This is a genomic window from Kitasatospora sp. NPDC048296, from assembly GCF_043201815.1.
In the GTDB taxonomy this organism is placed as follows: domain Bacteria; phylum Actinomycetota; class Actinomycetes; order Streptomycetales; family Streptomycetaceae; genus Kitasatospora.
Map to the genome: position 1 here is coordinate 9542 of NZ_JBICZB010000002.1, position 14328 is coordinate 23869.

General features: G+C 76.1%; 7 protein-coding genes. 6 read left to right on the plus strand and 1 reads right to left on the minus strand.

Annotated features, from left to right (window positions below; all coding sequences use genetic code 11):
- The first annotated feature begins 138 nt into the window (after nucleotides 1–138).
- The 6 genes from ACGF12_RS01820 (at nucleotide 139) to ACGF12_RS01845 (ending at nucleotide 13579) form a co-directional block, all read left to right on the plus strand.
- Nucleotides 139–996 carry a DUF4132 domain-containing protein gene (locus tag ACGF12_RS01820; RefSeq protein WP_393024001.1) on the plus strand — a complete coding sequence of 286 codons (858 nt, stop codon included), beginning with the start codon at nucleotides 139–141 and terminating at the stop codon, nucleotides 994–996.
- Entirely contained in the window at nucleotides 993–6059 is a 5067-nt protein-coding gene (locus ACGF12_RS01825) for a hypothetical protein (protein WP_393024004.1), read from the plus strand. Before ACGF12_RS01820 ends, ACGF12_RS01825 begins: the two co-directional genes overlap by 4 nt.
- Nucleotides 6056–7216 (plus strand): AAA family ATPase, encoded by a 1161-nt coding sequence (locus ACGF12_RS01830; RefSeq protein WP_393024007.1) that lies wholly within the window; start codon nucleotides 6056–6058, stop codon nucleotides 7214–7216. The genes ACGF12_RS01825 and ACGF12_RS01830 overlap by 4 nt, the downstream gene beginning before the upstream one ends.
- A 2-nt stretch (nucleotides 7217–7218) precedes the next feature.
- On the plus strand, nucleotides 7219–11061 hold the full coding sequence (locus ACGF12_RS01835; protein ID WP_393024010.1) for a DUF5682 family protein: 3843 nt from the start codon (nucleotides 7219–7221) through the stop codon (nucleotides 11059–11061).
- Nucleotides 11058–13019, plus strand: coding sequence for a hypothetical protein (locus ACGF12_RS01840; RefSeq protein ID WP_393024013.1), 1962 nt, complete (start codon nucleotides 11058–11060; stop codon nucleotides 13017–13019). The genes ACGF12_RS01835 and ACGF12_RS01840 overlap by 4 nt, the downstream gene beginning before the upstream one ends.
- 101 nt (nucleotides 13020–13120) lie before the next feature.
- Nucleotides 13121–13579, plus strand: coding sequence for a MarR family winged helix-turn-helix transcriptional regulator (locus ACGF12_RS01845; RefSeq protein ID WP_393024016.1), 459 nt, complete (start codon nucleotides 13121–13123; stop codon nucleotides 13577–13579).
- Between the two features lie 138 nt (nucleotides 13580–13717).
- Here ACGF12_RS01845 and ACGF12_RS01850 read toward each other — a convergent pair whose 3' ends face one another.
- The gene (locus ACGF12_RS01850) at nucleotides 13718–14293 is read right to left on the minus strand and encodes an ATP/GTP-binding protein (RefSeq protein WP_380609561.1); all 576 of its coding nucleotides are present in this window, start codon (nucleotides 14291–14293) and stop codon (nucleotides 13718–13720) included.
- Between the last annotated feature and the right edge of the window lie 35 nt (nucleotides 14294–14328).

The window sequence follows — 14328 nt, forward strand, 5'->3', positions numbered from 1 at the left end:
GTTCGAGTGGTTTGAACTCCGCAGCTCACCACCCGTCTCCACCCCGCCCGTCGCGTTGTCAGTGCCCCTCGCTACGTTCCTCGCATCGCTGGTCAACAGGTGATCAGAGCGACGTCCCCGGGTGGGAGGAGCACGGCTGTGGCATGGGTGGAGACGGGTGCGGGAGGGTACCGCGTCACGCTCGACGGGGAGGGCAAGGTGGTGTGCCGCAACGCGGCGGGCCGCGAGCTCAAGTCCCTGCCGTCGAAGCTCGGTGACGACCCTGTGGTCGCCCAGCTCAAGCAGCTCGCCGAGTGGCTGGCCGCGCACGAGCGGCGCTGCCAGGAGGACGTCGAGCGGTGGATGGTGCGCTCGCTGCCGGTGCCGGCCGCCGTGATCACCGCCGTCTGGCCGGACGAGGCCTGGCAGGCCGTCCTGCGCGACCTCGTGGTCACCGGCCCCGACGGCGCCGTCACCGGCTTCCTGCGCGGAGCGGACCCGGAGCGCGGCCTCGGCCTGGTCGACCTGGACGGCGACACCGTGCGCCTCACCGACGGCGAGGTCCTGATACCCCACCCCGTGCTGCTCCAGGACCTCGACGAGCTGCGCGAGTTCGCCGTCGAACTCGGCGTCTCCCAGCGCGTCCAGCAGCTCTACCGCGAGGTCTGGCACCGGCCCGAGGAGCCGTCGGCCGGCACCGAGGTCACCACCTACGCCGGCGGCCGCTACCGCGAACTGCGCGAACTGGTCGGCCGCTGCAACCGGCTCGGGTGCCGGGTCCGCGGCGGCTCCGCCGTGCAGCCGATCACCGAGAACGGCCGGACCGTCGAGGCCCGGGTGTGGGTCGGCGACTACTACGAGTACGACGCCTGCGAGACCGGCGCGCTCAGCTGGGCGCGCCCCGACGGCCGGGCCCTGCCGCTCGCCGAGGTCGGACCGGTGGCCTGGTCCGAGGGCATGCGGATGGCCGCCGCCCTGTACGCGGGCCGCACGATCGAAGGGGAGGAAGCCGCATGACCACCAGCGTCCCGAACCAGGACACCGCCACGCCCGAGGCCCTGCTCGACGCCGGCGCCGCGCTCCCGTCCGGCACCCTGCCCGGCGTCGGCCGCCCCGACAGCGCCGCCGACGTGCTGACCGCCCGCGGCTACGCCCACCCGGCCCTGGAGGGCCGCCGGATCGTCCGACTGGTCCCCGGCGCGCTCGGCCGGGCCGAGGACCTCGCCCTGGAGTTCCTCGGCCTCGTCCCCGAGGGGGAGCCCGCCGAGGTCGGCCAGGTCCGTCAGGAGGCGCTCGGCTTCCCCGCCTGGGCGCTGGTCCACGACCCGGCCAACGGACACCACGCGCTCGCCCTGGTCAAGGAGCTGGAGCGGCTCGCCCGCCAGGCCAGGTCCAAGCCCGGCGCCGCCAAGGACGGCTTCGACGAACTCGCCACCCGGCTCGGCCGCGCCGTGCCGCACTTCCTTCCCACCTTCTGCGAGGAGGTCGGCCGGATCTTCCTCACCCACGGCAACCAGAGCTACGCCGCCGCCTGGTTCGGCAAGGCCCGCGAGGCCGAGCGCACCCACAACCTGGCGGTGGACGAGGAGCGGCTGCGCGCCGTCTTCCTGGAGTTCGCCCTGGCCGGCGCGCTCACCGTCAAGTCCCTGCGCCAGTACGTCAAGGAGCTCGCCCAGCGGCTCGATCCGCTGACGGCCTGGCAGCGCTTCCGCCAGCTGTGCACCGAGCGCTCCGCCGCCGGCATGGCCCCCTACGCCGGGGTCGCCGAGGACGCCCGCGCGCTGATCCGGGCCGCCGGGCTGGACCGCGCCGAGCACGAACAGGAGCTGCTCGCCGAACTGCTGGACTCCCCGGCGGTCAACCGGGCGCCCGCCGCCTTCTGGAAGTCCTGGCACGGCCCGCTGGTCGCGCTCGGCCGGAAGGACGCCGCCGTCCGGGCCCGTCTGCTGGAGCTGCTGCCCGACCCGGCCGGCTCCGACGCCGCCCCGCACGACGCGGCCTGGCTGGAGGTGCTCGCCGAGAGCGGCGCCGAGCAGCTGCTCACCGGCCCGCGCGCCGAGGGCGCCGAGCCCGCCGCCTGGCTCCAGCGCTGGTGCCACCACCTGGGCCGCGGCTGGCGCGCCCGGCCCAGCTGCCCCGCCACCATCGCCCTGGCCGGTCGGATGGCCGAGCGGCTGCGCGCCGACGCCGTCCCGGTCGACCTGTTCACCGGCACCCGCGCCAGCCACACCCGGATCGACCTGCTGGAACTCCTGCTGGCCGCGGGCGTCCCGGTCGCCGACCCGCCGGCCGGCCTGGGCTTCGACCTGCGCGAGTGGGTCGGGCAGAGCCGCCCGGACGGCGCCGGTCTCGCGGCCGTCGCCGCCGACGAGCGCTACCGGCCGCTGCTGCGCCTCGCCGCGCCGGCCGCCTGGGAGCCGGCCGTCAAGCACCGGGCGGCCGTCCTGCCACTGCTGAACGAGCTGTTCAGGGAGTGGGCCGAGGAGCGCGCCGAGGAACTCGCCGCCGCCCGCGGCCTGGCCGGCGCCGCCGACCTGGTCCGCTCGCTGACCCAGTACCGCACCGCCATCCGCGCGGTCGCCCCGGCCGCCGCCGAGAAGATCGCCGCCCTCGACGTCGCCGGGCTGCTCGCCCGGGCGCTCGGCGCCGGCATCCTGGACGAACTCGGCTGGCCCGCCCTGGAGGAGGCGCTCGCCAAGCTCGCCGACCCGGCCGACCCGGCCGACCCCGACGCCCCCGAGACCGGCGGGAAGAACGACGCCCCCGGCTACCGCACCACCGGCCTGACCGGCCTGATCGTCGAGGACGCCTGGCCGAACCTGATCCTCGCCCGCCTCGACAGGGCCGTGGTGGTCGGCCCCCAGGGCATCGTGCTGGAGCACACCCTGCGCGTGCCCAAGCTGGAGAAGTGGAACCGGCCCCGGCTGCGCTTCGTCGACGGTGAACTCCTGGTGGCCTACCACCAGGACGGCAAGCAGGTCGGCTACTGGTCCAGCCGTCCGGACGAGACCGTCGTACTCGGCGGCGAGATCATCGCCGGCTACCACTACGGCGAACACCGGCCGGCCGCCCCGTCCCTCCCGCTGCCCGGGGGCGGCCGCACCACCGGCGAGCGCCCGCTGCACCCCGGCGACACCCGGCTGCCCGCCGAGCACCGCGTCCTCAGCGACGGCACGGGCTACTGGACGCCGCGCCCGGGCGGGCAGGGCCTCGTCCTGCACGAGTTCGACCCGCTCACCGGCACCCTCGGCCGCGCCGCCGAACCGCCCGTGATCGCCGCCGCCGGCGGACTCGCCGACGCAAGCCCCCGACTGCTGCCGCTGCTGCCCGGCCTGGAGCAGACCCCGTTCGGCACCGACGGCACGGTGCTCGGCAGCTGGGTGCGGATCGACCCCGGGCGGGCCGTCACCACCTTCACCGCCGACGGGCAGTGCATCGTCCTGCCGCTGACGGGCAACCGTCGGGTCTACGGCCCGGTCGGCCGACTCGCCCTGCCCGGCGACGCCCGCCCGGTCGTCGTCGACCCGACCGGCGACTCCTTCTCCCTCTGCCTGGCCGACCTCGCCGACAACCACGACCGCACCGCCGACCTGCGCTCCTGCCGCTCCGGCGAGCTCTCGGCCGCCGGCACCGTGTTCGTCCCGCCACGCGACCACTGGCACGCCCTGCGGCCCCGCGACGAGGCCGGCTCGCGCGTCCTGCGCACCGTCGACGCCGCGCAGGCCGCCGCACTGATCGACGCCGCCTGGCCCGTCGACGTCCAGCCGGAGCCCGAGGACGAGCGACTCTGGATCACCGTCCAGGGCGTCCGGCGCCAGGTCGCCCAGCACAAGAGCGCTCGCCGCAGCCTGCCCGTCCGGGCGGTCGGCGAACTGCTGCCCGGCATCAGCCACCCGCTGCTGCTGGCCGGCGTCGCCGGGCTCGCCCGCGCCGCCGCCGACCTGCTCGACCGGATCGCCCGGTTCGTCCCGCAGCCCGAGGCCGAGCGCCCGAGCAAGGCGAAGGCCGCCGAGTACCGGCCCGACCACGGCCGCGACCACGAACTGCGGGTGGCCGTCGGCACCGTCCTGCCCGGCCTCGGCGGCTTCGGCAACACCTGGGGCTCGGCCGACCGCTGGTGGGTGCTCAACAACCTGCGCACCGTCAGCGCCGTCCTCGCCGCCCCGCCCGCCACGAGCGGCGACGGCTGGACCACCCCGACCACCGTCACCCTGCAGGGCGGCGACCTCGGCCACGGCTGGCTGCACCTGCTCGGCCGGCTGGACGTCCTCGCCCACGCCGTGGCCACCCCGCTCACCGAACCGGCCCACCGCTCCACGCTGGTCCTGCTGCTCGGCGAACTCACCAAGGGCCCGCTCGCCGACCGCGGCGCCACCCTGCGCGAGATCGTCCTCGCCGAGACCGACGAGCGCGCCAAGGCCGCAGGGCCGGTGACCTTCCGCCAGGGCGAGGTGCTGCGCCACGGCGACCGCACCGTCGTCATCCTCGGCCACCGCAGCCACACCACCGACGGCACGGTCCGCTGGCTCGCCGTCGACCACGACCCGAGCGGGACGTTCGGTCCCGTCGCCCACTTCACCACCGTCGCGGAGCGCGGCACCGAGGAGCGGGTCAGCGTCGCCTGGGTGGCCAAGTTCTGGCGCGTCGCCGCCCTGCGCCGCACCGTCCCCTGGGACCCTGCACGCGCCGCCGCCTTCGCCGAACTCACCGGTATCGGCGCCGCCCGCGCCACCCTGCTGCTCAGCCCGCCGCCCACCCTCCTCCACTGGGGCAAGACCACCCTGCCCGCCGAGTACGGCCTCAAGCCTGCCGAGGTCAACGCCGCCCGCGACTGGCTGCGCGACCACGACCGCAACGCGCTCGCCGACGTCTGGGGCGCCCTGATGCCCCTCGACGACCCCAAGCGCCTGTGGACCGAGGGCCCCGACCTCGCCGCCGGGGCCGAGGCCTGGATCCGGCACTTCGGACGGCTCGTCACCCTCCCCGAGGAGGACCAGGCCGGCGTCCGGGGCGTGCCCGTCGCCAGCATCGAGGCGGTGCTCAACCCCGCCCACACCCCGTGGCTGACCCGCACCACCACCTTCCGGCTCACCGGCGGCGACCCGGCCACCCGCCTGCTGGAGCCGGAGGACGCATCCGCCGTGCCCAACGCCGGCGCACTGGGCTCCGCCGTCGAAGCCCTGCGCTGGCTCGCCTACCACCTGCCCGCCGACAGCCCGCTGCGGTCGCTGATGCCCCGGGCAGCCGCCGCGCTGCGCAGCCGCCTGGCCGATCCGGAACTGCTGCTCGACACCGTCCTCGTCCACACCGCCGAGGACACCTCGCTCTCCGCTGTCCTGCGCACCCACTTCGGGCTGCCCGCCGAGGGCGGCGCCGACCCGGACGGCCTGATCCGCTGCGGCCCGGCACTTGTCCTCACCCCGTACCAGGCCGAGTACGAACGGGTCCGGCTGCGCCCGGCCGGCCTCACCGGCCCGGACGACCCGCTGCTCGAACTGCTCGACGGGCTCGCCAGCACCTACTGGTTCCGCACCGAGCGGGCCGCGGTCGAGTCCGTCCTGCGCGGGGAGCCGGAGCGGCTGGCCGCCTCCGCCGCCGCGGTGACGGCCGCCACGGACGGACCGTCCTGGCTGCAGAACCCGCAGCTGAGCGTCCCCGAGCTGGTCGCCGAGGCGGCCCGCACCCACGGTCTCGGCGAGGACGCGGCCGCGCTCTACCTCCAACTGCTCGCCCTGCCCGACCCGACCGACCGCAACACCGCCCGCTGGACGGGCTGGAAGCCCGCCCGGCTCAAGCGCGCCCGCGCCGAACTCGCCGCCGGCGCACTGGTGCTGGAGGCCAAGCGCGCCCGGGCCGGCCGCAGCCTCTTCCTGCCCGGCGGCTGGCAGGAGGCCAAGGCCCCCGCCCTGCCGGTCGAGACCTGGAAGGCCGCCCTGTACGAACTACCCACCCACCGGCCGGTGCTGCCGCGACTGACCGTCCCCGAGCTGTTCGCCCGGGCTTGGCAGCGCACCCTCGACGGCGACGCCCCCGGCTACGAAGAGCTCCAGACCAGCAAGCGCAGGAAGGCCCGCCGATGACCGCCACCCAGACCACCACCGGCGACGCCACCGCCACCCCCGTACGGCAGATCGTCCCGCCCGAGGAGAAGTACGCCGCCGAACTGGAGTTCCTGGCCGCCCACGACAGCGGCCCGCGCCCGCCCGGCTGGCGCCTGACCCCGCGCGCCGTCGTCACCTTCGTCATGGGCAGCGCCGGCGAGAAGCTCAAGGCCGGGCGCCGCAGCCTGGTCGTCGAGCCGAAGTTCGTCGGCGAGCGCGCCCTGGTCGAACGCTGCGTCGTCACCCTCGCCGGGGAGCGCGGCCTGCTGCTCGTCGGCGAGCCCGGCACCGCCAAGTCCATGCTCTCCGAACTGCTCGCCGCCGCCGTCTGCGGCACCAGCGCGCTCACCGTCCAGGGCACCGCCGGCACCACCGAGGACCAGCTCAAGTACGGCTGGAACTACGCTCTGCTGCTCGCCAAGGGCCCCAGTCGCGAGGCCCTCGTCCCCTCCCCGGTGCTCACCGCGATGACCACCGGAGCGGTCGCCCGGGTCGAGGAGGTGACCCGCTGCCTGCCCGAGGTGCAGGACGCCCTGGTCTCCCTGCTCTCCGAACGGCGCGTCGCCGTCCCCGAGTTGGCCGGTAGCCCGGACACTCAGCTGCACGCCGCCGCGGGCTTCACCCTGATCGCCACCGCCAACCTGCGCGACAAGGGCGTCAGCGAGATGTCCGCCGCCCTCAAGCGGCGGTTCAACTTCGAGACGGTCGGCCCGATCGGCAGCCTTGCCGCCGAGGTCGAGCTGGTCCGCCGCCAGTCCACCGCCGCCGTCGCCCGGGTCGGCGCCGGCTACGCCGTGGACGACGCCGTCCTGGAAGCCCTGGTCACCGCCTTCCGCGACCTGCGCACCGGCCGCTCCACCGAGGGCTGGGACGTCGAACGCCCCTCCACCGTCATGAGCACCGCCGAAGCCGTCTCCGTCGCCACCGCGCTCGGCGTCACCGCCGCCTACCTGCCCGACGGCGGCGACCTCATCGGCCGCCTGCCCGGCCAACTCCTCGGCGTGGTCCGCAAGGACGACCCGGCCGACGCGGCCCGCCTGCTCGGCTACTGGGACGGCCCGGTCCGCCGCCGCGCCGAACAGGGCGCCGCCACCTGGCGCACCCTGTGGGACCTCCGTTCGGCGCTGGAGGCCTGACGATGACGAGCAGCACGGGGAAGCCCGCTCCGGACGGCCTCGGCAGGGTGGACGCCGGTCCCGACGTCCGGGCCGAGTCGGAGCGGCTGGCCGGCTCCGGCACCGACGGTCCCGGGCCCTACCTGATCGGCGTGCGCCACCACGCGCCCTCCCTCAGCGCGGTCCTTCCCGCGCTGCTCGACGCCGCCCGCCCGGAGGCGGTGCTGGTCGAACTGCCCGCCGAGTTCCAGCCCTGGCTCGACTGGCTGGCCGATGAGGCCACCGAGGCCCCGGTCGCCCTCGCGGCCGCCCCGGCCGACTCCGACGAGTCGGCCGGCCCGGCCTTCTACCCCTTCGCCGACTTCTCCCCGGAGCTCGCCGCCCTGCGCTGGGCCCGGCGCAACGGCGTCGAGGCCATCGCCTGCGACCTGCCGCTCGCCCATCGCGCCGCAGCCCGGAGCGCACGGCCGGTCGGACCGCCCGACGCCTCCGGACCGCCCGACGCCTCCGGAGTGGCCGACGCCCCCGGGGTGGCCGACGCGCTGCGCCACCGCCTCACCGGCCGGGACTCCGACGAGGACCTGTGGGACCGCCTGGTCGAGACCGCCGCCCCCGGCTCCACCCCCGAGGCCGTCCGGCGCGCCGCCCTGCTGGTCGGCTGGGCGCTGCGGCACGACGCCGAGCAAGGGCCCGGCGTCGACCCGTACGACCTGCACCGTGAGGCCTGGATGCGCGCCCGCATCCGCGCCGCCTCGGCCGACGGGCGCCGGATCGCCGTCGTCGTCGGCGCCTTCCACGCCCCGGCGCTGCTGAACGGGCCGACCGCCCCCGAGCAACCGCCCGGCCCGGACGAGCCCGGGCACGTCCTGTCCCTGATCCCGTACACCTACCCGCTGCTCGACGCCCGCTCCGGCTACCCGGCCGGCATCCGCGACCCGGAGTGGCAGCACACCGTCCTCGACGCCGGCGGCGACCCGGAGCGACTCACCGAGGCGCTCACCGCCACCGCCGTCCGGATCTGCGCCGCCCTGCGCACCCAGGACCACCCGTCCGGCCCGGCCGACGCCCGAGAGATCGTCCGCCTCGCCGGCGACCTCGCCCGCCTGCGCGGCCACGCCGCCCCCGGCCGCGGCGAACTCGTCGAAGCCGTCCAGACCGTCCTCGCCCAGGGCGAACCCCTCGGCCGCGGCCGGGCCGTCGCCCGCGCCCTCGAACACGTCCTGATCGGCACCCGCACCGGCCGTCCCACCCCCGCCGCCCCGCGCAGCGGACTCGCCCCCGCCGTCGAGACCCTCCTCGCCGAACTCGGCCTCCCCGGCCCCACCGACCCCGGCCCGCGCGACCTGCGCCTCGACCCCCTGCGCAGCCCCCTCGACCGCCGCCGCGAGATCCTCCTCCACCGCCTCACCGCCTGCGGCGTCCCCTACGCCGAACCCGTCCCCACCACCGGCCCCGGCGGCACCGAAACCCTCGGCACCCGCTGGCGCCTGCACTGGACCCCCACCACCGCCGCCATGCTCACCGTCGCCGCCACCCGCGGCGTCACCCCCGCCCAAGCGGCCGAAGGCACCCTCCGCAGCCGCCTCACCGACGACCCCACCCCCCGCGAGATCATCGACGGCCTGACCGCCGCCGCCTCCTGCGCCCTCCCCACCCTCGCCCGAACCCGTCTCACCCAACTCACCACCACCCTCCCTACGTCCGCCACCCTCCCGGACCTCCTCGACGCCCTCACCCTCCTGGACCGCCTCACCGCCGGCCACTTCCCCGGTGCCACAGCGACTCCCGCGCCCCCGACAGACGCCGCCCCACCGGAAAGTCGGGCGGCTGCCGACGGCTCGCTGCCGCCGGGCGAGGCTGGAGGTCTGCCGCCGGTGGGTCCGGATGCGGCTGATGGGGTGTCGATCGCCACGCTGCCGCCCGGCGCCGTGGGTGGCGCTGGGGACTTGCGGCCTGCCAGCCCGTTCGCCAGCCCGTTCGCCAGCCCGTTCGCCGGCCCGCGTCCGGCCGGTGCGGTGTCGGCCGCCCCCGCCGCCTCGCCGACCGGGGCGGCGGTCCGAGGTGACTTCTTCGGGGCCGCCCAGGAGGTGCTGACCGCCGCCGCGGTGCGGCAGCTGGAGGGAATGGGCGGGTCGGACGATGCGGCGGATGCGCGGGCGCTGGTGGAGTTGGTGCGGCGGGCGGATCGGCTCGGCGGGGTGCGGTTGGGCTTCGTGCTGGCCGAACTCGCCGAGCGGGGGAGTCCGTTGGTGCGGGGCGCGGCCGGGGCGGTGCGGGTGCTGCTCGGGCAGGAGCCGGCGGAGGTGTTCGGCGGGCGGGTCGCGTCCTGGGTGGACGGGGCGACCGACGCGCGGGCGCGGCAGCTGCTCGGGCGGGCGCTGGCCGGGGTGCTGACCGCCGCGGAAGGGCTGTTCGACAGCGCGCCCGAGGCGCTGGAGCCCGTGCTGGAGCGGGTCGGCTCGCTGCCGGACGCCGCGTTCCTGGACCGGTTGCCCGCACTGCGCGCAGGCTTCGACACACTCAGCCCGGCCGCCCGCGACCGGCTGCTGGCCCTGGTCGAGGAACGCCTCGGCACCCGGCTGGCCGCCCTGCCCGAGCAGACCGAGCCCGCCCTGCTGGCACGTTGGGTCCGCGCGGACCTGGCCGCCCGTCAGGCGCTTGCCGGTCGTGGCCTGCTGCCATCCGCTCCCCAGCACACCGAGCCGGAGCCGGACCCGGTCCGCACCGGACGGCCGCCGCACCCCGCGCACGCCCTCACCCCCGCCGAGCGCTGGCGCCTGCTGCTCGGCCGGCCCGGCAACGGCGGCCTCAGCGGCCGCTGCGCCCGACTCGCCACCGCGCTGGACGAGTTGTACGGCAGCGGGCACGGCGAGGGTTCCGGTCCGGGCCTGGATGGCAGGAGCGGCAGAGGAGGTGGCCGCGAGCCGTCGTTCCCCGGGGTCCGCGAGTGGGCGGAGGAGCTGGAGGCACTGTTCGGCCCGGGCGTACGGGAGGAGGTGCTGGCGGCCGCCGTCGCCCACGGGCGGACCGACGCCCTGGAGGCGATCGACCCGTCCGCCGTCCGCCCGTCCGTCGAGCTGCTGCGCACCGTGCTGGACCACGCGGGCGGCCTGCCCGAGGCACGGGTGGCGCGGCTGCGCCCGCTGGTGCTGCGCCTGGTGGACGAGTTGAGCCGGGAGTTGGCGACGAGGCTGCGCCCGGCGCTGACCGGGATCAGCGTGCCGCGCCCGTCCCGGCGCCCCGGCGGCGGGCTGGACCTCGACCGGACCATCCGGGCCAACCTCGCCACCGCCCGTCCCGCGCCGGACGGCGTCGGCACCCTGATCGTGCCCGAGCGCCCGGTGTTCCGCACCAGGGCGCGGCAGGCCAACGACTGGCGGCTGATCCTGGTGGTGGACGTCTCGGGGTCGATGGAGGCCTCCACGGTCTGGGCGGCGCTGACGGCCGCGATCCTGGCCGGGGTGCCCTCGTTGAGCACCCACTTCGTCGCCTTCTCCACCGAGGTCCTCGACCTCACGGAGCGGGTGGCGGATCCGCTGAGCCTGCTGCTGGAGGTGCGGGTCGGCGGCGGTACCAGCATCGCGACCGGGCTCCGGTACGCGCGGGAGCTGGTGACGGTGCCGTCCCGGACGCTGGTCGCGGTGGTCAGCGACTTCGAGGAGGGCGGCCCGGTCACCGGGCTGCTCGCGCAGACCCGGGCGCTGGTGGATTCCGGCGTGCACCTGCTCGGCTGCGCGGCGCTGGACGACACCGGGACGGCCCGCTACTCCAAGGCGGTCGCGGGCCAACTGGTCGCGGCCGGAATGCCCGTGGCGGCACTGAGTCCGATGGAACTGGCCCGCTGGGTGGGGGAGAAGGTGCGATGAGCGCGACGACGCGTGGGGACGACTGGCCGGGTGTCCGGCCCGAGGTGGTCGCCGAGGTGGTGGCCGGGCTGAGTGCCCGGTTGCAGAAGCGGCTGGACGGTGCGGCGGCGAAGCTGGCGCAGCGGCCGGTCACCCGCGACGGCGATGAGTGGCGAGTACAGGTGGACGAGGAGTCCTTGCTCGTCCTGCGCGCCCCGGGTGGGGTGGTGACCGACCCGGCCGACGTCCACTGCGGCTGCCTGCTCGCCCCGGCCTGCGTCCACCGGGCCGCCGCGGTCACCCTCTGCCCGATCGTCGACGCCACCGAACCGCCTTCGGCGCCCGACGCGCCCTCGGGAGCCGAACCGCCCGACGCGCACGAAGCATCCGAACCGGCCAAGGCATCCGAACCGGCCGAGGCGACCGAAGCCGCCGAGGCGCCCGGTGCCGTGAGCGAACGCGACGCCGCAACACCCGCCCTCACCCCCCTCACCCCGCCCGAACGCGCCGCCGCCCGCCACCTCCACCGGGCCGCCTGTGCCGTCCTGGCCGCCGGGGTGAGCGGAGCAGGCGCCGTCTCCCAGGCCGAGCTGCTGCGCGCCGCCCACCGCGCGCGGCTGGCGGGGCTGTACCGTCCGGCCGCGGCGGCGGTCGCCGTGGTGACCCGGATCCGGGCGGCGCGTTCCGGCGCTCCCGACCACCGGCTGGCCGACCTGGTCGCCGCCCTGCGCGACCTGCTCGACCTCACCACCACCCTGACCACCACCACCGGTTCCACCCCCGAACTGCGCGGCACCGCCCGTCAGGCCTACGCCGAGGAGGGCGGCCTGCGGCTCTACGGACTGTTCGCCGAACCGGTGCTGACCGCCACCCACGCGGGCGTGGTCAGTTGGGCGGTGGACGCCGACGGCCGGCTGAGCACGGTCGCCGACGTGACACCGCACGGCGACGCGGCGGCCGCCGCCCCGCTGGCGGTCGGGGCGGGCAACCGGACGGTCCGGCTGGGCGATGCCGCGCTCAGCCACCGCGAGTTCAGCCGCGCCGGGCTGGCCGTCCAGGGTGCGACCAGGTCCACCACCGGGCGGCTGGGCGCCGGGGCCTCGGTCCGCGCGGTCCGCGCGGCGGGTACGGACTGGACGGCGCCGCCGGCGGCCCGGCTCTGGTCCGATGAGCCGGCTGCCCAGGTGGCGCGGGCCCTCGCGGCGCAGGAGCTGCCGTACGAGAGCCGCCCGGCCGGGAGCGATCTGCTGTTCCTGGACGTCAACCTGCTGGGCACCGCCCCGTACGGGCCGGGCGGGGAGCCCCGGTTGCTCGCCCGGTGCGGCGCCGGCGGTCTGAACGGCGGTCCGGACAACAGCCTGGTCATCGCCCTGCGCGCGGGCCACGAGCACCCCGAGCTGGCCTTCCGGGCCAACCTCGCCCTGCTCGCCACCGCCCCCGGCCTGCGGTTGCGGGTGATCGGCCGGCTGGAGCGCGCGGACCGGCCGGAGCTGCGCCTGCTCGCGATCGGTACGGCGCCGGACGCCCCCGGCCCGCTCGCCCTCCCCGCCGACCGCGCGGGCCGGGTCAACCTGGGCCTGGAGCGCCTCCAGACCGCGGACCTCCCGGCAGACACCGTGACCGGCCCCACGGCGGCACCGGCCCCACCCGCGGAGGGTCCGCCCGTGCACGTGCTGGGCCGCCGGGTGGAGCAGACGGTCACCACCGGCCGGCACTCCCTGGCCCCGAGCACGGCCACGGCGGCGGCCGACCGGAGTCTGCTGCGGGCCGCCGGACTGGCCACCGCCGCCCAGCTCCTGGACGGCCTCCGGGCGGCTGCGGCGAACCAGCAGCGCGATGTGTTCGGCCGGATCGTCCAGGACGACCACGACGCCTTCGCCACCGCCTGGTTGGCGGCCGCCGCCTACACCGAGGCGCTGGCCGCCGCGCTCTGCTCGGCGGCCTGGGCACCTGAGGAGGCGGTCACTGGGAAGGCATAAGTCGAAGTAGTTGCAGAGACAGATAATCGGCGCTGACTGTCATACTTGTCGGAGAGGAGACGCAACGGGACGTACGGGCGAACGCGAAGGGAAGGCGAGCCATGGGGATCCGCGATGACGCTGCCGAGGTCCGGGCCAGTGGCTGGCGCACGCTCGCCGCACTGCACGGGCTGATCGACACCGCTCTGGAGAAGGCGCTCCAGGCCGAGCACCAGCTCTCGGTGGTCGAGTACACCGTGCTGGAGGCCCTGTCCCGGCAGGACGGCTGGCACATGCGGATGCAGCAGCTGGCCCGCGCGGCGGCGCTGAGCAGCAGCGCGACCACCCGCCTGGTCTCCCGCCTGGAGGACCGCGGCCTGCTCAGCCGCTACCTCTGTGCGGACGACCGCCGGGGTATCTACACCGAGTTGACGCCGGAGGGCCGCGCCCTGCTGGAGGCCGCGCGCCCGGTGCACGACGCCACCCTGGAGGCGACCCTGGCCCAGGCCGCCGACGTCCCCGAACTGGCCACACTGGTCGACGCGCTCACCGACCTCAAGCTCACCCCGGCGAAGGCCTGACGGCGTGGAGGCCTGACGGCGAAGGCCTCGTGGTGAAGGCCTCACGGTGAAGGCACGGCAGCGGGCAGGCGGCCGACGGTAGGCGCCAATCGCCAAGCGTCGAGCGCCAATTGCCGGGCGTCAAACGGCGAGTCGCTCCTACCGCCGCCCGGCCGCCAGCGCATCCCGGTGCACCCGGTCGAGCAGGGCGAGCAGCAGCTCCTTGCTGGAGGCCCGCTCCCGGACGTCGCACAGCACCACCGGCACCTCCGGCCCGAGGTCGAGGGCGCGGCGGACGTCCTCCGGGCTGGCGTCGCGCCGGCCGTGGAAGCAGTTGACTCCGATCGCGAACGGGATGCCCCGCTGTTCGAAGAAGTCCACGGCGGCGAAGCTGGATTCGAGCCGCCGGGTGTCCGCGAGGACGATCGCCCCGAGGGCGCCGAGCGCGAGGTCGTCCCACATGAACCAGAACCGGAACTGCCCGGGCGTGCCGAAGAGGTAGAGCACCAGGTCCTCGCGGACGGTGATCCGCCCGAAGTCCATCGCCACCGTGGTGGTGGACTTGTCCTGGACGCCTTCGAGGCTGTCGATCCCGATGCTGGCGCGGGTCATCCGCTCCTCGGTCTGCAGCGGTTCGATCTCGCTGACCGAGCCGACCATGGTGGTCTTCCCGACGCCGAAGCCGCCGGCGACGAGGATCTTGACCGCGCCCGGCACCAGGCTCTGGGTCGTCAATTCGGGTCTCCTGGATGGGAACTGGGTGATGCGAG